This window comes from Streptomyces sp. SAS_270, from assembly GCF_052543295.1.
The window spans coordinates 81583-99794 of record NZ_JBMNDS010000015.1; the positions used below are offsets into that span (position 1 = coordinate 81583).

Annotated in this window: 16 protein-coding genes and 1 pseudogene; 11 read left to right on the forward strand and 6 right to left on the reverse strand. The window is 71.2% G+C overall.

Annotation, left to right across the window (positions count from 1 at the left end; genetic code table 11):
* Positions 1 to 39 precede the first annotated feature (39 nt).
* Both ACN6LB_RS13280 and ACN6LB_RS13285 read left to right on the forward strand, forming a co-directional pair.
* Positions 40 to 1189, forward strand: a pseudogene (locus ACN6LB_RS13280) (adenosine deaminase).
* A 25-nt stretch (positions 1190 to 1214) separates the two neighbouring features.
* Positions 1215 to 1904: a glycerophosphodiester phosphodiesterase gene (locus ACN6LB_RS13285; RefSeq protein ID WP_356135572.1), complete on the forward strand. Its 690-nt coding sequence runs from the start codon at positions 1215 to 1217 to the stop codon at positions 1902 to 1904.
* 16 nt (positions 1905 to 1920) lie between these two features.
* On the opposite strand, the gene ACN6LB_RS13290 is transcribed toward ACN6LB_RS13285, so the two are convergent.
* Positions 1921 to 3606, reverse strand: coding sequence for a sigma-70 family RNA polymerase sigma factor (locus ACN6LB_RS13290; RefSeq protein ID WP_445026010.1), 1686 nt, complete (start codon positions 3604 to 3606; stop codon positions 1921 to 1923).
* Between the two features lie 374 nt (positions 3607 to 3980).
* Between ACN6LB_RS13290 and ACN6LB_RS13295 the strand changes: the two genes are divergently transcribed.
* Positions 3981 to 5144: a serine hydrolase domain-containing protein gene (locus ACN6LB_RS13295; protein WP_445025976.1), complete on the forward strand. Its 1164-nt coding sequence runs from the start codon at positions 3981 to 3983 to the stop codon at positions 5142 to 5144.
* Here ACN6LB_RS13295 and ACN6LB_RS13300 read toward each other — a convergent pair.
* The 3 genes from ACN6LB_RS13300 to ACN6LB_RS13310 all read right to left on the reverse strand — a co-directional run bounded on the left by ACN6LB_RS13300 (position 5137) and on the right by ACN6LB_RS13310 (position 7904).
* A complete protein-coding gene (locus ACN6LB_RS13300; RefSeq protein WP_445025977.1) occupies positions 5137 to 5673 on the reverse strand; it encodes a hypothetical protein in 537 nt (178 codons plus the stop codon). The two genes, ACN6LB_RS13295 and ACN6LB_RS13300, sit on opposite strands and share 8 nt — an antisense overlap.
* A gap of 61 nt (positions 5674 to 5734) precedes the next feature.
* Entirely contained in the window at positions 5735 to 6925 is a 1191-nt protein-coding gene (locus ACN6LB_RS13305; RefSeq protein ID WP_445025978.1) for an ABC transporter substrate-binding protein, read from the reverse strand.
* An 82-nt stretch (positions 6926 to 7007) separates the two neighbouring features.
* Positions 7008 to 7904, reverse strand: a complete 897-nt coding sequence (locus tag ACN6LB_RS13310; RefSeq protein WP_445025979.1) for a helix-turn-helix transcriptional regulator — start codon at positions 7902 to 7904, stop codon at positions 7008 to 7010.
* A gap of 145 nt (positions 7905 to 8049) precedes the next feature.
* Here ACN6LB_RS13310 and ACN6LB_RS13315 point away from each other — a divergent pair, with 145 nt between their 5' ends.
* Positions 8050 to 9057, forward strand: a complete 1008-nt coding sequence (locus ACN6LB_RS13315; protein WP_445025980.1) for an aldo/keto reductase — start codon at positions 8050 to 8052, stop codon at positions 9055 to 9057.
* Between the two features lie 72 nt (positions 9058 to 9129).
* Here the strand turns inward: ACN6LB_RS13315 and ACN6LB_RS13320 are convergent, their stop codons facing one another.
* Entirely contained in the window at positions 9130 to 10569 is a 1440-nt protein-coding gene (locus tag ACN6LB_RS13320) for a gamma-aminobutyraldehyde dehydrogenase (protein WP_445025981.1), read from the reverse strand.
* 182 nt (positions 10570 to 10751) lie between these two features.
* Between ACN6LB_RS13320 and ACN6LB_RS13325 the strand changes: the two genes are divergently transcribed.
* The 7 genes from ACN6LB_RS13325 (at position 10752) to ACN6LB_RS13355 (ending at position 17321) form a co-directional block, all read left to right on the forward strand.
* Positions 10752 to 11276, forward strand: a complete 525-nt coding sequence (locus ACN6LB_RS13325) for an Lrp/AsnC family transcriptional regulator (RefSeq protein WP_369232969.1) — start codon at positions 10752 to 10754, stop codon at positions 11274 to 11276.
* A complete protein-coding gene (locus ACN6LB_RS13330; RefSeq protein ID WP_445025982.1) occupies positions 11261 to 12643 on the forward strand; it encodes an aspartate aminotransferase family protein in 1383 nt (460 codons plus the stop codon). Before ACN6LB_RS13325 ends, ACN6LB_RS13330 begins: the two co-directional genes overlap by 16 nt.
* Positions 12644 to 12851: 208 nt before the next feature.
* Entirely contained in the window at positions 12852 to 13589 is a 738-nt protein-coding gene (locus ACN6LB_RS13335; RefSeq protein WP_356135591.1) for an ABC transporter ATP-binding protein, read from the forward strand.
* A complete protein-coding gene (locus ACN6LB_RS13340; protein ID WP_445025983.1) occupies positions 13571 to 14821 on the forward strand; it encodes a hypothetical protein in 1251 nt (416 codons plus the stop codon). Before ACN6LB_RS13335 ends, ACN6LB_RS13340 begins: the two co-directional genes overlap by 19 nt.
* 99 nt (positions 14822 to 14920) lie before the next feature.
* Entirely contained in the window at positions 14921 to 15328 is a 408-nt protein-coding gene (locus tag ACN6LB_RS13345; protein WP_445025984.1) for a VOC family protein, read from the forward strand.
* A gap of 23 nt (positions 15329 to 15351) precedes the next feature.
* On the forward strand, positions 15352 to 16473 hold the full coding sequence (locus ACN6LB_RS13350; protein WP_356135597.1) for an LOG family protein: 1122 nt from the start codon (positions 15352 to 15354) through the stop codon (positions 16471 to 16473).
* Between the two features lie 176 nt (positions 16474 to 16649).
* On the forward strand, positions 16650 to 17321 hold the full coding sequence (locus ACN6LB_RS13355) for an LAETG motif-containing sortase-dependent surface protein (RefSeq protein ID WP_356135599.1): 672 nt from the start codon (positions 16650 to 16652) through the stop codon (positions 17319 to 17321).
* A gap of 65 nt (positions 17322 to 17386) precedes the next feature.
* On the opposite strand, the gene ACN6LB_RS13360 is transcribed toward ACN6LB_RS13355, so the two are convergent.
* Positions 17387 to 18181 (reverse strand): maleylpyruvate isomerase family mycothiol-dependent enzyme, encoded by a 795-nt coding sequence (locus tag ACN6LB_RS13360; RefSeq protein ID WP_445025985.1) that lies wholly within the window; start codon positions 18179 to 18181, stop codon positions 17387 to 17389.
* Between the last annotated feature and the right edge of the window lie 31 nt (positions 18182 to 18212).

Below are 18212 nucleotides of genomic sequence, written 5' to 3' on the forward strand. Positions count from 1 at the left end.
TGTCGTACGTTCCGTCATGCTACGGCCCGAGCCCCCGGCGTGTGGCGGTCGGCCTACGATGATCCCGAGTCACCGATCAGCCGATCACCCGCGCCCAGCCGACCACGGTCCGCAGGCGCCGTTCCCGGGGAGGAACCCCTTGACCGAGCACGTCGACATCCGCGATCCGCACGCCTTCATCGCCGGACTGCCCAAGGCCGAACTGCACGTGCACCACGTGGGCTCCGCGTCCCCGCGCATCGTCTCCGAGCTGGCCGCCCGCCACCCCGACTCCAAGGTGCCCACCGACCCCGAGGCCCTGGCCGACTTCTTCACGTTCACCGACTTCGCCCACTTCATCAACGTGTACCTGTCCGTCGTCGACCTCATCCGCACCCCGGAGGACGTACGGCTGCTCACGTACGAGGTGGCCCGCGACATGGCACGCCAGCAGGTGCGCTACGCCGAGCTGACCCTCACCCCGTTCTCCTCGGTCCGGCGCGGCATCGACGAGCGCGCGTTCATGGAGGCGATCGAGGACGCCCGCAAGGCGGCGGAGGCGGAGCTCGGCGTGGTCCTGCGCTGGTGCTTCGACATCCCCGGAGAGGCGGGGCTGGAAGCGGCGGAGGTGACGACGCGGCTGGCCACGGACGACCGGCTGCGCCCCGAGGGCCTGGTCTCGTTCGGGCTCGGCGGGCCGGAGATCGGCGTACCGCGGCCGCAGTTCAAGCCGTACTTCGACCGCGCCATCGCCGCCGGCCTGCGCTCCGTGCCGCACGCCGGTGAGACGACGGGCCCGGAGACGGTCTGGGACTCCCTGCGGGACCTGCGCGCCGAGCGCATCGGGCACGGCACCAGCTCCGCGCAGGACCCGAAGCTCCTCGCGCACCTCGCCGAGCACCGCATCGCCCTGGAGGTCTGCCCGACCTCCAACATCGCCACTCGCGCGGTCCGCACCCTCGACGAACACCCGGTCAAGGAGATGGTGGCCGCGGGCGTGCTCGTCACCATCAACTCCGACGACCCGCCGATGTTCGGTACCGACCTCAACAACGAGTACGCGGTCGCCGCCCGGCTCCTCGACCTCGACGAGCGGGGCCTCGCCGCGCTCGCCAAGAACGCCGTCGAGGCGTCCTTCCTGGACGGGCCCGGCAAGAAGAAGCTCGCCGAGGAGATCGACACGTACACCTCGGTGTGGCTCGCACCCTGACTCCCGTCGGCTTCACAATGGGCGCATGCACACCGTGACTGCCGTCGCCCACCGCGGCGACCCCTACCGCGTCCGTGAGAACACCCTCGACTCGCTGCGTTCCGCGCTGCGACTGGGCGCGGACGCGGTGGAGGTGGACGTCCGCCTCACCCGCGACGGGGTGCCCGTACTGCTGCACGACGGGACGCTGAAGCGGCTGTGGGAGCAGGACCGGCCGGTGCGCTCGCTCTCCTTCGACGAGGTGCGCGGGCTCACGGCCGGCGGGGTGCCCACGCTCGTGGACGCGCTGGCGGCGATCGGTGACGCCCGGCTCATGATCGACCTGCCGGGCGGGCCGGACGGACGGGCCGTACGCCGGATCGTCGACGTCGTGCGCGAGTGCGGGGCCGAGGAGCGGGTGTACTACTGCGCGGGCGCCGAGACCATGCTCGCGGTGCGCGCGGCCGACCCCGCCGCGGAGATCGCGCTGACCTGGACGACCCTCGCGCCGCCGCGGCCCGCGCTGCTCGCGGCGGTCCGGCCCCGCTGGCTCAACTACCGCTTCGCGCTGGTCGATCGCGACCTCACCGCCCGCGTCCACCGGGACGGCCATCTGCTGTCGGTGTGGACCCCGGACACCCGGCGCTCCATGCGGCGGCTCCTCGACATGGGCGTGGACTCGATCACGACCAACCGCATCGACGCGTTGTGCGCCCTGCGCAAGGGGACGACGTGACGGCGGCGGAGAAACGCTAGACGCGGGAGTGCTGCGCGACCGTCGCCGGATCGGCCGGGCTCGTGCGGGTCACGTACTGCGGTACCGGGGCCGTGTCCTTGCCGGTGTCGCGGACGAGGCCGTAGCGGATCGCGCCCTGGGCCGGGCCGGTGGTGACGTCCGCCTCGACCGCGTCCCGGCTCGACGGGAAGACGCTGAGGCCGTAGTCGGCGCCGCGCTCGTTCACGGTGAGGGTGACCGCGCCGTCGAGGTAGAAGTACTCGTTCTGCCACATCTGCTGGGTGCCGGCCGGCGGTACGGCGTAGCCGATGTCGGGCCCGCCCATGCCGGACGTGTAGCCGTCGCCGCTGTCCGGGAAGGTGTCGTCCATCCGGCGGCCGCCGCCCGACGCCACATGGAAGAGCTTGCCCTTCAGTCCGGTCCAGCTCGGCATGGCCAGCGCTCCGGCCCGGTACTTCGGGGAGATCTGCCAGCGGACCAGGACATAGCCCTGGCCCTTGAGCACCACGTTGTCCCCGCGGTGGTTCATCACGGCGTGCGCGCCGCCGCTGCTGGTGAGCCCTGACTCGGGCCGGTGCGGCAGCGCGGCGGGCCGCGCGCGGGGGTCCGGGGCCGGGTCGACGGCGTCGACGACGGTGCCGTACGGCTGGACGCGGGTGCCGGCGGACGCGGAAGGCGAAGGAGTGGCGGACGGGGAGGTCGAGTGCGACGGGCTCGCCGGGGCGGCCGTGTTCCGGGCCGGCGGACGGGCCGTGCTCGCGGCCGTCGGTGCGAGGGCCCGCGGCGGCGGGGCGTCCGGCACCTGCGTCACGACGTACACCCCGCCGGCCGCGAGGGTCGCGCCCGCCGTCACCGCGACGGCGGGCTTGCTCAGCACGCCGAGCACCTTCGCCGACCAGCCGACCGGCACCGCCGCGGCGACGGCCGCCGCCGTCTTGCCGCCGAGCGCCAGGGACAGCGTGAAGCCGACGGGTATCGGAACGAGGGCGATGCCGACGAGGAGCCGTTCGGCCGGTACGACAGTCTCGGCGGGCCCGGAGCAGCGGGCGCAGCCCCGGATGTGCCGGGCGAACCGCTTGCGCCACACCGAGTCGGGCCGCCCGCCCCAGCGGGCGGTCACCTTGCGCAGGTCCGGGCAGGACGAGTCGAGGGCGCGCACGATGCCGCGCGCGGCCTCCAGGCGGGCCTTCATGCGCTGGACGCGGACGGCGGCATGCTGGCGGCTGATCCCGACGGCCGCGGCCAGTTCGCGCCGGGTGAGCTCGCCCGCGACCTCCAGCCACCACAGCGAGAGCAGTTGGCGGTCCTCGTCGTCGAGCCAGCGCACGGCTTCCGCGACCTCGCGTCGCTGCCCCTCCAACTGGAGCCGCAGCACGGTCAGTTCGGCGAAGTCGGCGGCCTGGTCGCCCGCGCCGTCGTCCAGCGTCTCGGACGTGCGGCGGCGCGCCCGGTCGCGTATCTGGCGCATGGCGATGGCGACCAGCCAGGACCGGAAGCTGTCCGGGTCGCGCAGCGAGCCGAGGTTGTCGACGGCGCGCAGCATGGTCTCCTGCACGACGTCGTCGACGTCCGCGTGGCCGTTCAGGGCACGGCCGACGATGTTGTAGACGAGGGGGAGCCAGCCCGCGACCAGCTCGTCCAGTGCCCGCCGGTCACCGTCCTGCGCCGCCGCGATGGTGGAGCGCCACTGCCGCCCGTCCACGTACGTACCTCGCACCTTTCGATGTCACCGACCTGCCGCCGGTCTTCCCCGCACCCTCTCAGCCGCGGCTTCGCCTGCCCGCTCCCTATGTCGGAGATCACACCGGCCGGGTAAGGCCGCAGAGGCCTGCGCCCCGCCTCCGCATATGGAGACGGAAGGACGCCTTCCGCGATAACACTTTTCCGGCGCCGAAACTTTCGCCGCGCCCGCCCTAGGGGTGAACCCGCACAACACCCTTGTGCACAGCGGGTGTTGCTCCGGGCGGATACCAGGGGCGGTGCCCTCCTCGGCGACGATCCGCGAGGCGGCGGGCGGCCACAGGATGATCACCAGACGCCTGCAGACCCCTTCCCACACCACTCAGGAGCAGCCGCATGCCTGTTCGCAGCCGAACCCTCACCGCCGTGGCCACCGCCCTCGTCCTGGGCCTGACGGCCGGACCACTGGCCGCCCCCGCATTTGCCTCGTCCCCCGCCGCGGCCGCGGCCGCGCACTCCGCCGCTGCCGGCCCTGACGCCGCGGCCCTGCGCGCCGCGCTCGCCGGGCTGCCGGACTCCGATGCGACGGCCGCGCTCGTACGGGTCGGCGGCAGCGACGGCACATGGCGAGGGAGCGCCGGGGTGCACGATCTGGAAAGCCGCCGCAAGGCGGACCCGAACGCGCGCTTCCGTGCCGGTTCGACCACGAAGGTCGTCACGGCGGCGGTGGTGCTGGACCTCGCGGCCGAGGACAGGATCGACCTCGGCGCCCCCGTGCAGAAGTACCTCCCCGAGCTGCTGTCGCCCGCCTTCAAGCCGATCACCGTACGGCAGTTGCTGAACCACACCAGCGGGATCCAGGCGGGCGACGGCTTCGGCGACTCCTTCGAGGACGTGTACGCGCACCGCTTCGACACGCTCACCCCGAAGCAGGTCGTCGCGTCGGCGGTGGCCAAGGGCCCGGAGTTCGACCCGGGCGAGCAGCAGGACTACCTGAACATCAACTACACGATCCTCGGCATGCTGATCGAGAAGGTCACGGGCCACTCGTACGCCTCCGAGGCCGCCCGGCGCGTGCTCCGGCCCGCCGGGATGCACCACACGTACTTCCCGGGGACCGACCCGCGTATCCACGGCCCGCACAACCACGGCTACCAGGCCGTGAAGCAGGCCGACGGCACGACGGAGTTCGTCGACGTCACCGACTGGAACCAGGCGGACCGCTGGGCGGCCGGCGACATGATCTCCACGACCGCGGACCTGGAGCGGCTGATCACCCACCTCTTCCGGGGCGAGATCGTCCCCAAGCCGCAGCTGGAGGAGATGTTCACCGTCCCCTCGGGCATCGAGGGCGCCGACATGAGCGCCGGGCTCCAGCGCTTCGAGTACGGCGGCAAGGTGTACTGGCTCAAGTCGGGCGCCCGCTACGGCTACAGCGCGGTCGTGGTGGCCACCCGCGACCTCTCCCGCACCCTCGTCTACTCCGTCAACTCCACCGACGCGAAGGGCGAGTCGATGAACCCGGTGGCCCAGCGGATCGCGCTGGCGGCCCTCAAGTAGCCACGGCGAGCGGCGGCGGAGCCGAGGTGAGCGCCTCCAGCCGCTTAATCCTCGTGCGGACGACGTACAGCGGGATCACCCCGAAGACCCCGAAGGACATGTCGATGACCGACCACCAGAAGGGGATGCCGCGGAGCGGTCCGCAGATCAGGGCGAGCGGGACGATGCCGGCGCAGGCGATCATCGCGAACTCGACGACCCAGATGTTGCGGACCGGGTCGCGGTAGGGCCCGTAGAAGGCGACGGCGATCACGAGGTGCGCGAACGCCAGCCAGTCCGTGCCGTACAGCAGGAAGGGGTACTGCTCGTCGGCGACGTCGACCCCGTGCCGTACGCGCTCGATCCAGTCCATGAGGGCGGGCAGGTGCTCCGGCACGGACAGGGACCTCAACAGGTCCTCGGTCCAGTGCAGTTCGTGCACCAGAGGGAAGGCCGTCGCCCCGCTCAGCACCAGGCAGACGACGAAGAGGACCAGCCACACACGGATGCCCTTGAGAAGGGCGGCTCTGTCACCACCACGGTCGCTCATGGCAGGAGCGTACGCCCTGGTTGAACGTGTTCAAAACCTGCCCCCGTACCCACTGAAGGCGCTACAGCCCCGCGATCGCGTTCCACCGCTTGGCGAACTCCGTGCGTTCCGTTGACGCGATGTCGCGGGCGATCGCGAGGCGCCTGCGCATGGCGGAGTCGGGGAAGATCAGCGGGTCCTCGGCGAGGGCGGCGGTGTCCTTGTCCGTGGAGGAGGCGAGGACGTCCTGGGCGGCGGGGACCGGACAGACGTAGTTGACCCAGGCGGCCAGCTCCGCGGCGACCTCCGGCTGGTAGTAGTAGTCGACGAGCTCCTCCGCGTTGGCCTTGTGGCGGGCCAGGTTGGGGATCATCAGCGACTCCGCCCACAGTTCCGCGCCCTCCTCGGGGACGACGAAGCGGATGTCGGGGTCGTCGGCCTGGAGCTGGATCACGTCCCCGGAGTACGCCTGGCACGCGAGTACGTCACCGCTCGACAGGTCCTTGATGTAGTCGTTGCCGGTGAAGCGCCGGATGTGACCGCTGTGCACACGCTTCTCGACCTGGTCGCAGACGGTGTGGAAGTCGTCCGCCGTCCACTTGGTGATGTCTACGCCGTTGCCCTGCATGAGCAGCGCGAACGCCTCGTCCAGTCCGGAGAGCAGGGTGACGCGGCCCTTCAGGTCGTCCGCCCACAGGTCGGAGACGTGCTTGATCTCGCGGCCGACCCTGCGTCGGTTGTACGCGATGCCGGTGATCCCCGACTGCCACGGCACGGTCGACCTGCGCCCGGGGTCGAAGGCGGGCGAACGCAGCAGCGGGTCAAGGTACTTGGTGATGTTGGGCTGGCGGCTGCGGTCCATCTCCTGGACCCAGCCGAGCCGGACGAACCGGGCGCACATCCAGTCGCTGATGACGATCAGATCGCGGCCCGTCCGCTGATGGTTCATGAGGGACGGGCTGATCTTGCCGAAGAACTCGTCGTTGTCGTTGATCTCCTCGACGTAGTCGACGGCGATCCCGGTGCGCTTCTCGAAAGCGTCCAGCGTTGGCCGACGTGTCGTGTCCTCGTCGTCGGTGTCGATGTACAGCGGCCAGTTCGCCCAGGTCAGCCGCTTGTCGCTGGCGGAGAGGTCGGCTCCGGCGCGGTCGCCGGGTGACACATAGGCGGCGGGCACCCCACAGCCGGCGAGCGCGCCGAGGGCAGCGCCACCGCCGAGCGCGCGCAGCAGGGACCTACGGGACGGCGAGGAGTTCTTCGACGTGTGGGGCACCCGGGCAGCATGCCGCCCTGCCCACCGCGCGGACAATGGACGGTGCGTCGAGCGGTGGCGCACCGACCCGACACCCTGTCGATCAGCCCGTACGCCGCTCCCCCGCGCTCCCGGCGTCCACGGCCGGCGCGTTCCAGCTGGCGAGCAGCCCGAGCGCGTCCTGCGCTCCCGTGCCGGGCGCCGGGAGGTAGCCGACCAGGACCTGGCCGGGCTCGGTGGTGTGCAGGATCTCGAAGTCGAGGTCGAGCGCGCCGACCAGCGGGTGGCGCAGCCCGTACCGCCCGGGCCCCTTGTCCCGAACGTCCTGGCGCGCCCACAGCACCCGGAACTCCTCGCTCTTCACCGCGAGCGTGCCGATCAGCCCGGTCAGTACGGGATCGTCCTGGTGCCGTCCCGCGCCGACCCGCAGAAACGCGACCGTGGACTCCGCCTTGGCCTGCCAACTGTCCGCGAACAGCTCGCGGTAGGCAGGGTCGAGGAAGACGAGGTGCGCGAACGTCCGCTCGTCCGGCGGCAGTTGGCCGAAGTCACCGAAGACGGCGGCCGCGAGGGGGTTCCAGGCCAGCACCTGGGTGGCGTGCCCGCACAGGTAGGCGGGCCCCGGCTGCGCGTCGATCAGCCGGCGCAGCGCGGGCCGTACGGCGGCCCCCTGTGCCGCGCGGGCTCCGCGGGGGCGGGCCGGCAGCGCCCGGTCGGGGCGGGCGAGGTTGCGCAGGTGCTCCTGCTCGGCCTCGTCGAGGCGCAGCGCCCGTCCCACCGCTTCGAGCACGCCGTCCGACACATGCGGGTTGCGGCCCTGCTCCAGACGTACGTAGTACTCGACGCTGACCCCCGCGAGCTGCGCCAGCTCCTCACGGCGCAGCCCCGGCACCCTGCGCTGCCCGTACGAGACCAGCCCCACGTCGTCCGGCCGCAGCCGGGCCCGCCGGGACCGCAGGAACTGACTGAGTTCGGCGCGCCGCTCCCCTACCGCTGTCATGTGTCCGAGTATCCCCGGCGGGCGGCGCGCCTGGGTGGTCAAGTCTTTCCCCCCGTTCAGGTGTGCCTGTCGGGGCCTCGGTGGCGAGCGCAGAGTCGTGGTCATCGGCGATGCTCGCCAACGACTCATGGACGGATGTACGACGATGACTCTTCCCCGGCGCTCCCTCGGCTCGACCGGCCTGTCCCTCTCCACGATCGGCCTCGGCGGCTGGGCCTTCGGCGGTGACGGCTGGCGCTTCACGTGGGGTACGCAGGACGACGTGCAGTCGATCGCGACCGTGCACCACGCGGTCGAGCTGGGCGTCAACTGGATCGACACGGCGGCCGTGTACGGCCTCGGGCACTCCGAGGAGGTGATCGGCAAGGCGCTGGCCGGGCTGCCCGAGGCGGACCGGCCGTATGTCTTCACCAAGGCGGGCCTGGTCTGGGACCCGGAGAACCCGGCGGCGGCGCCCAGCCGGATCATGCGGCCCGACAGCGTGCGGCGCGAGGTCGAGGACTCGCTGCGCCGGCTCGGCGTGGAGCGGATCGACCTGTACCAGGTGCACTGGCCGGACACGGGCGCTTCGCTGGACTGGGACGGCGAGGGCGCCCCGGCGGGTGGGGGCCAAGTCACCCCGCTGGAGGAGTACTGGCAGGTCATGGCTGATCTGAGAACCGAGGGCAAGGTGCGGGCGATCGGGCTCTCGAACCACGGTCCCGAGCAGTTGGAGGTCGCCCGGCGGATCGCGCCCGTCGACGCGATCCAGCCGCCGCTGTCCGTCCTCAACCGCGCCGCCGAGCCGGAGATCGACTGGGCCGCGGACCACGGCACCGGCGTGATCGTCTACTCGCCGCAGCACTCCGGCCTGCTCACCGGTTCCTTCACCCGCGAGCGCGTCGCGTCCCTCGACCCCTCCGACTGGCGCCGCACGCACCCCGACTTCACCCGCGACCTCGACCGCAACCTGGACACGGTCGAGCGGCTGCGTACGGTCGCCGAGGCGCACGGCACGACCGTCGGCGCCGTCGCGATCGCCTGGGCCGTGGGCCGGCCGGGTGTCACGGGCGCGATCGTGGGGGCCCGTCGGCCGGAACAGACGGCGGACTGGCAGCGGGCGGCCACGCTGGAGCTGACGGCGGCGGAGTCGGCGTACATCGCGGAAGGCTGACCACCCCGAAGTGGGAAACACCGCGGCCCCGTACGGGATCAACTCCCGTCCGGGGCCGCGCAGTTCGTGTGATCAGCCGTCCAGCGACGTCATCACGTGCTTGATCCGCGTGTAGTCCTCGAAGCCGTAGCCCGAGAGGTCCTTGCCGTAGCCGGACTTCTTGAAGCCGCCGTGCGGCATCTCGGCGACCAGCGGGATGTGGGTGTTGATCCACACGCAGCCGAAGTCGAGGGACTTCGACAGCCGCATCGCGCGCCCGTGGTCCTTGGTCCACACCGAGGAGGCGAGGGCGTAGTCGACGCCGTTCGCCCAGGCGATGGCCTGCGCCTCGTCCGAGAAGGACTGGACGGTGATGACCGGGCCGAAGACCTCGTTCTGGATGATCTCGTCGTCCTGCTTCAGGCCGGAGACGACGGTCGGGGCATAGAAGTAGCCCTTCTCGCCGACCCGGTGGCCGCCCGACTCGACCTTGGCGTGCGCGGGCAGGCGCTCGATGAACCCGGTGACCTGCTTGAGCTGGTTCGGGTTGTTCAGCGGGCCGTAGAGCACGTCCTCGTCGTCCGGCTGCCCGGTCTTCGTGTCCGCGGCGGCCTTGGCGAGCGCGGCCACGAACTCGTCGTGGATGGACTCCTGGACGAGCACGCGCGTGGCCGCCGTACAGTCCTGGCCGGCGTTGAAGAAGCCCGCGACCGAGATGTCCTCGACGGCCTTGGCGATGTCGGTGTCCTCGAAGACGACGACCGGCGCCTTGCCGCCCAGCTCCAGGTGGACCCGCTTGAGGTCCTTGGACGCCGACTCGGCGACCGACATGCCCGCGCGCACCGAACCCGTGATGGAGGCCATCGCCGGGGTCGGGTGCTCGACCATCGCGCGGCCGGTGTCACGGTCGCCGCAGATGACGTTGAAGACGCCCTTGGGGAGGATGCCGCCGATGATGTCGGCCATCAGGGCCGTGGAGGCGGGGGTGGTGTCCGACGGCTTCAGGACGACCGTGTTGCCCGCGGCGAGCGCCGGGGCGAACTTCCATACGGCCATCATCATCGGGTAGTTCCACGGCGCGACCTGGGCGCAGACGCCGATCGGCTCGCGGCGGATGATGGAGGTCATGCCCTCCATGTACTCGCCGGCCGAGCGGCCCTCGAGCATGCGGGCGGCGCCCGCGAAGAAGCGGATCTGGTCCACCATCGGCGGGATTTCCTCGGACCGGGTCAGCCCGATCGGCTTGCCCGTGTTCTCCACCTCGGCCGCGATGAGCTCCTCGGCCCGCTCCTCGAACGCGTCCGCGATCTTGAGGAGGGCCTTCTGGCGCTCGGCGGGGGTCTGGTCGCGCCAGGCCGGGAAGGCCGCGGCGGCGGCCGCCATGGCGGCGTCCACGTCCGCCTGCCCGGACAGGGGCGCGGTCGCGTACGCCTCGCCGATCGCGGGATTGACCACCTCGGTGGTCCGTCCGTCGGCGGCGTCACGGAATTCGCCGTCGATGTAGTTGCGCAGACGACGCAGCTCGGTGCTCACTGCCGGGCCTCCAAAGTTCGGGAGTTCAGGAGTTCAGGTGTCCAAACGCTGAGACACCCACCCTAATCGGTGCCTCCACGTTTTCAACACCCCCGGCGCCATCAGAACTGCGAAATCCGCAAACAGGAGTCACGTAAACAACGAATTTCATCGATCTGCCCTTGCGGAACTGTCGAGACGTCGTGCACAGTGAGGTCGTGGCCAGTCGAAGCGCAGACCCCAGGGACGCACGGGACACCCGTGAGTCCAGGAACGGCACTCCCCAGCTGGATGCCGTCTCCCTCGCCATCATCGAGCAGTTGCAGCAGGACGGACGCCGTCCGTACGCCGCCATCGGCAAGGCCGTCGGTCTCTCCGAGGCCGCCGTGCGCCAGCGCGTGCAGAAGCTGCTCGACCAGGGCGTGATGCAGATCGTCGCCGTCACGGACCCGCTCACCGTGGGTTTCCGCAGGCAGGCGATGGTGGGCGTCAACGTCGAGGGCGACCTCGACCCGGTGGCGGACGCGCTGACGGCCATGTCGGAAGTCGAGTACGTGGTGATGACCGCGGGCTCGTTCGACATCCTCGCCGAGATCGTCTGCGAGGACGACGACCACCTGCTGGACGTCATCAACAAACGCATCCGGGCCCTGCCCGGCGTGCGCTCCACCGAGAGCTTCGTTTATCTGAAGCTCAAGAAGCAGACCTACATGTGGGGAACCCGATAGCCGTGAGCACCAAGGACCTCAGCCGAACCGCGTACGACCACCTGTGGATGCACTTCACCCGCATGTCCTCGTACGAGAACGCGCCCGTCCCCACGATCGTTCGTGGCGAGGGCACTTACATCTACGACGACAAGGGCAAGCGCTACCTCGACGGTCTCGCGGGTCTGTTCGTGGTCCAGGCGGGCCACGGCCGCACCGAGCTGGCCGAGACCGCCTTCAAGCAGGCGCAGGAGCTGGCCTTCTTCCCCGTGTGGTCGTACGCCCACCCGAAGGCCGTGGAGCTCGCCGAGCGTCTCGCGCACCACGCGCCGGGCGACCTCAACAAGGTCTTCTTCACCACGGGTGGCGGCGAGGCCGTCGAGACCGCGTGGAAGCTGGCGAAGCAGTACCACAAGCTCACCGGCAACCACACGAAGTACAAGGTCATCTCGCGTGCGGTCGCCTACCACGGCACCCCGCAGGGCGCCCTGTCGATCACCGGCCTGCCCGCCCTGAAGGCCCCCTTCGAGCCGCTCGTCCCGGGCGCGCACAAGGTGCCGAACACCAACATCTACCGCGCCTCGATCCACGCCGACGACCCGGAGGCCTTCGGCCGCTGGGCCGCCGACCAGATCGAGCAGGAGATCCTCTTCGAGGGCCCGGAGACCGTCGCCGCGGTCTTCCTTGAGCCGGTGCAGAACGCCGGCGGCTGCTTCCCGCCGCCGCCCGGCTACTTCCAGCGGGTGCGAGAGATCTGCGACCAGTACGACGTGCTGCTCGTCTCCGACGAGGTCATCTGCGCCTTCGGCCGCCTCGGCACGATGTTCGCCTGCGACAAGTTCGGCTACATCCCGGACATCATCACCTGCGCCAAGGGCATGACCTCGGGCTACTCCCCGATCGGCGCGGCCATCGTCTCGGACCGGATCGCCGAGCCGTTCTACAAGGGCGACAACACCTTCCTGCACGGCTACACCTTCGGCGGCCACCCGGTCTCCGCCGCCGTGGCCCTCACCAACCTCGACATCTTCGAGCGCGAGAACCTCAACCAGCACGTCCTGGACAACGAGGCCAACTTCCTGCAGACCCTGCAGAAGCTGCACGACCTGCCGATCGTCGGCGACGTCCGCGGCAACGGCTTCTTCTACGGCATCGAGCTGGTGAAGGACAAGGCCACCAAGGAGACCTTCACGGACGAGGAGTCGGAGCGTGTGCTCTACGGCTTCGTCTCCAAGAAGCTCTTCGAGTACGGCCTCTACTGCCGCGCCGACGACCGCGGTGACCCGGTCATCCAGCTGTCGCCGCCGCTGATCTCCGACCAGTCCACCTTCGACGAGATCGAGGGGATCATCCGTCAGGTGCTGACGGAGGCGTGGACGAAGCTCTGATCCTCCCGAAGCTCCGATCTTCCTTCTGGATGATCAACACCGGCCCCGGTACCGCCCGTTCGAGTGAGAATGGCGGCCCCGGGGCCGTGTGCTGTCCGGCCTCCGGGCCCCGACTCCCTAGCGTGCCCAGTGACCGATCGGCCCTGCCTTCGTTCCCCCGACCGGGGGACTCGGCTCGGTAAATCAGATCTGACTTGAGGTGTACGCGATGGTGGCCCCGCCGGACAACGACGTGCTCTGGGCACGCGCCCTGCACGTCAAGCACAACGGCTCGCCCGCACTCAGCGGCGTCTCGCTCGGCGTCCGCGAGGGCGAGATCCTCGCCGTCGGCGGCCCGCGCGGCAGCGGCAAGACGACCCTCCTGCGGTGCCTGTCCGGACAGCTCCTGCCACAGCAGGGCGAGGTCTGGTTCAACAGCACACCCGTGCACACCATGGGCCCGCTCACCCGCGAACGGCTGCGCCGCGACCGCTTCGGCTGGATCGACCCGGCGCCGGTCCTCGTCCCCGAGCTGAACGCCTGGGAGAACGCCGCCCTGCCGCTGATGCTGCGCGGCAACGGACGCAAGGGCGCCAAGACCGCAGCCCTGGAGTGGCTGGAGCGCCTCGACATCGGTGACTGCGCCCGCAAGCGTCCGCACGCCCTGCTCCAGGCGGAGCGCCAGCGCGTGGCCATCGCCCGCGCCCTCGTCGCGGCCCCCACCGTGCTCTTCGCCGACGAGCCCACCGCCCCGCTGCACCGCGCCGACCGCGCCCAGGTACTGCGCACCCTCACCACGGCCGCCCGCTCGCACGGCATCACCGTGGTGCTGGCCACGCACGACGCGGACACGGCGGCCCTCGCCGACCGCACGGTGTCGCTGCTCGACGGACGGCGCGTGAAGACCGTCCACCTGCCCCCGGTCACCGAGTCGGAAGGCCGGGCCGCGTGCTCGCTCTCCGTCTAGCCCGCGGCGCCCACCCCCTCGTCCAGCTGCGCCGGCTCCTGGTCGCCGCCGCCGCGGCGGGCACCGGCTTCCTGCTGCTGTGCACGCTGGGGTACGCGATGGCGCACCCGGACGACTCCGGCGGCTCGGCACTCCGGCTCGCCTGGTGCGTCGCGCCCGCCGCCGCCACCGTGTACTTCGCGGTCGCCGTCGCCCGGACGGACCCGGGGACCCGGCCGCGCCCCGGGCTCGCGGCGGTGGGGCTCGGCCCCGCACGGCTGATGGCCGTCTCCGCCACGACGACCGCCCTGTCCTGCACGCTCGGCTCGATGCTCGCGCTGCTCTTCTTCCTGCATCTGCGCGGCGACCTGACGGGAATGCCCTTCGACGGCGCCGCGGCCGACTTCCTCGCCGCGAACGAGTCGCTCCCCCTGCCGGCCGCCCTGACCCTGCTGACCCTCGTGCCGCTCGCCGCGTCGGTGTCCGCCGCGCTGGTGCTGCGGCCGCGGGGCGGCAAGCCGGGGCGCGGCGGACGGCACGGCGCGCGGGGGGCGTCCCGTACGGGCGCCGAGGCCGGCGGCGAGTCCGGCCCGTACGCCGACCAGCCGGGCCGCCCGCTGGACCCGCAGCAGCCCGCGCCGCCCCTCCCCGCCCCCGGCGGGCTCCCCTGGGGCACTGCCGTCCTCGCGGCCGGTCTCGCCGTGGAGACGTACGCGAGCCGCTCCGGGCATGCCGCCGGGCCCGCCCTGCCGGGCGGTTTCGCGGGCGGACCCGCCGGGGTGCTCGCCGGCTGGGCCCTCACCGCGCTCGGTCTGGCCCTCGCGGGGCCCGCGATCACCCATGTGTGCGGGCGGCTGCTGCAGTCCGTACGCCCCGGGGCGCTACGGCTGCTCGCCGGGCGCATCCTCCAGGAGGAGGCCCGGCGCATCGGACGTCCGCTGGGCGTGGTGTGCGCGGTGGCCTCCGGGGCGTACGCCGTCGCGACTCTGTACACGGGCGCACGCCCCTCCTTCGGCCCGCTCACCACCCTGGGCGGGCTGCTCGTCGCCGGATGCGCCGTCGCGACGCTGCTGACGGCGGCGGTCGAGGCGCGGCAGGCACGCGCGGACACCACGGCCGCGCTGCTGGGGCTGGGTGCCCCGGCGACGGTGCTGCGCAGTGCGGCACTGCTGCGCGCGGGCGCGCTGGCCGCCGTGTTCCTCCCGCTGACCTGGGTGGTCGCCGAGCTCGCGGCGATTCCGCTGGCCGGCTGAGCATGCGTACGGAGAAAGTCCGCGCGGGACGATGAGTTTCGCGTGGGCCGGCCGTCCACCCCTCCGTACGGCACCCCACCTCGCAGGGAGAGACCTCGCATGTACCAGCAGATGATCTTCGTGAACCTGGCTGTGAACGACGTCGCCGCCTCGAAGAAGTTCTTCACGGAACTCGGCTACTCGATCAACCCGCAGTTCTCCACGGACGACTGCGCCTGTGTCGTGATCAGCGACACCATCGTCGCGATGATGCTGAGCAAGCAGCGCTACGCGGACTTCACGAAGAAGGAGATCGCGGACCCGACCACGACCAGCGAGGCGCTGCTGTGTCTGAGCGCCGAGAGCCGCGCGAAGGTCGACGAGCTCGTCGACAAGGCGCTCGCGGCGGGCGGCACGGGCACCGGGGGAAACATGGACGAGGACTTCATGTACGGCCGTTCCTTCGACGACCTCGACGGTCACTCCTGGGAGGTCGTGTGGATGGACCCGGCGGCGGTCCAGGGCTGAGAGCGCCTGCCTAGCATGGGCGGGTGCAGACGAGCCCGGCCCATGCGGCCCACCACGACGACCGCGAGATCGAGACGCTCGAGGAGTTCGACGCGACCGTCTCGGCCCGCGGCACCCTCGCCGGATACCGCGTACAGGGCGTCGACCTGACGGACCGCACAAGGGAGTTGCTGACGACGGCCACCGCGGAGGCTGTCTTCCTCGGCTGCCCGATGCGGGAGGACGCGGCGGTGAAGGTCCGCGCCGACGGCGCCCTGGTCTTCCCGCCGGTCCCGCATCTGCCCTTCGATCCCTACCGCGGACACCTGTACACACCCGGCGAGTTGTTCGCCGATCTCGACAAGGGGTACGAGCGGACGCCGGACGCGCTCGCCTACGCCTGGTTCGGGCGCACCGGGGCCGACCGCGACATCTTCGCGTCGATGCTGCGCGCCGTCCACGACGACTCGATCTCCGACGCCCTCGACGAACTCCTGCGCGACACCCGGGTGGTGGGCGTCATGGGCGGTCACGCGATGGCGCGCGGGACGGAGGCGTACGCCGGTGCCGCACGGCTCGGCCGCGAGCTGACCCGTGCCGGGTTCACGGTGGCGACCGGCGGCGGTCCGGGCGCCATGGAGGCGGCGAACCTGGGCGCGTACGCGGCGCCGTACGACGACGCCATGCTGGAGGAGGCCTGCGGGCTCCTCGCGAAGGCGCCGTCGTTCTCCCCCTCGGTCACCGACTGGGCGCGGTGCGCCTTCGAGGTGAGGTCCCGCTGGCCGAAGGGCGGCGCCTCGGTCGGCATTCCGACCTGGTTCTACGGCCACGAGCCGCCGAACGCCTTCGCCTCGCACATCGCCAAGTACTTCGCCAACGCCACCCGCGAGGACGGGCTGCTGGCCCGCTCGAACGCGGGTGTCGTCTTCCTGCCGGGCGCCGCCGGGACCGTCCAGGAGATATTCGACAACGCGACCCCGAACTACTACGAGTCGCGGGGCGTGCCCACGCCCATGGTCCTCGTGAACCGGGCGCACTGGACCGAGAAGCACCCGACCTGGCCGCTGCTCCAATCCCTGGCCAGGGAGCGCCCGATGGAGTCCCGGATCGCCCTGGTGGACCGCATCGATGACGCTCCGGAGGCGCTCAAACACTTGGGCGGTTAATGGCGAGGCAAAGCCAATGCCCGTGCGGCCTCCACGGATTGACATCCCTTAGGCCGCACTTATAAACCTGTGAGACTCGTGGGGGCACTGTTGACCCGGCAGAACCCCCTAACCCCCCGCAGTTGCGCAACCTGTGAAGGGCAACCGTGTCCATATCTCGCCGTACCGCACGTTCTGTGCGCATCCTCGGTGTTGCCTCCGCCACTGCCGCGCTCGCGCTCGGCGTCGCGGGCAACGCAATGGCCTGCAACATCCGTGACTTCTCCGCCGTCGCCGGCTGCGACGACAACGGGAAGGGCACCATCACCGTCACCGACACGGACGCCTCCGGCAAGGAGGCCACCATCTCGGTCTACCTCGAGTCGAACGGCGCCGACGAGAAGCTCGTCGGCGAGAAGACGGTCACCGGCACCCGCGAGGGCGCGACCGTCACGTTCTCCGAGGAATGGGCCCCGAAGGCCCAGTACCGTGTCCACATCAAGGCCGAGAACAACATCGTCAACGAGGACATCACGCCGAACCTGACGACGCCGTCCGAGGCGTGCAAGGGCTCGGGTTCGGAGACGAAGCCCCCGGCACCTTCCGAGACCCCGAAGCCGTCGGAGACCCCCTCGGCCTCCCAGACGCCCTCGCCCTCGGAGACCCCGTCCGAGTCGAGCAGCACCGCTCCCGCCACGACGACCGGCGACAACTCCCCGTCCCCCGCGGCCGGTGACTCCAACCTCGCCGAGACCGGTGCGAACTCCAACACCGGCATGATCGCCGGTATCGCCGGTGCCCTCGTCGTGGTCGGCGGTGGCGCGGTGTTCCTCGGCATGCGCCGCCGTGGCGCGTCGAAGGCCAACTGACCCACCCGTAAGTCGTACCAAGCCGTGGCCCGCCCCCTGCGTGCAGGGGGCGGGCCGCACGCTTGTCAGAACGTCGCGCGTTCCAGCCAGAACTCCAGCAGTTCACGCTCGCCCAGGACCTCCAACTCCGCGCTGTCCAGCGGGAGTCTGCGGTAGAAGCCGAGCAGTACGGCGGTCAGCGGGCCACGCAGCGCGACCGCCGCCTTCTCGTGACCGCGGCGCCACTCGACCCCCTTCTCGGTGAGCTCGACGCACCACTCGGCGTTCAACTCCGGTGCGGTGTCGGTGGCGTGGAGGTGGATGCTGCGGCCGGGGCCGGTCAGCTCGCGCGCCGCGTCGTGCGGGTCCGTCCGCCGCACGTACTCGACGATCTGGAGCCACTCGTCGATCGCGTCCGCGGCCACCTCGGGCGCGATGTCGTAGGGCAGCCCGGCGGCCAGTGCGGCGTCGGCACGGTGGATCGCCAGCTCGTGCGTCATCCGGCGGGCCCAGAAGCCGGTGTTGTGGACGCCGGCCCACGCCCACACCTCCGTGTCGGGCCCGGCCTCGCGCAGCGCGGCGACCAGAACCTCACCGGTCTCGGCGAGCCAGGCGTCCAGCGCGGCGGCATCGCCCTTGGCCTCGGGCCCACCGGCCCGCCGCACCTCCTCGTCGCGGACGGGCTCCTGGGCCCGCGTCCGGACGATGTACTCGACCCAGCGAAGGGCTCCGCCCGTGTGGCGCACAAGCGCCTCCAACGACCAGTCCGGGCAGGTCGGCACGGTCGTGGACAGGTCGGCGCCGGAGGCCACCACGGCCCTCAACTGCCGCACCTGGAGCTCGATCTCGTCGCAGTAGCGGTCATGTCCGAGAAGCGTCATGATCCGCACCTTATGTGCCGACCGACTCCAC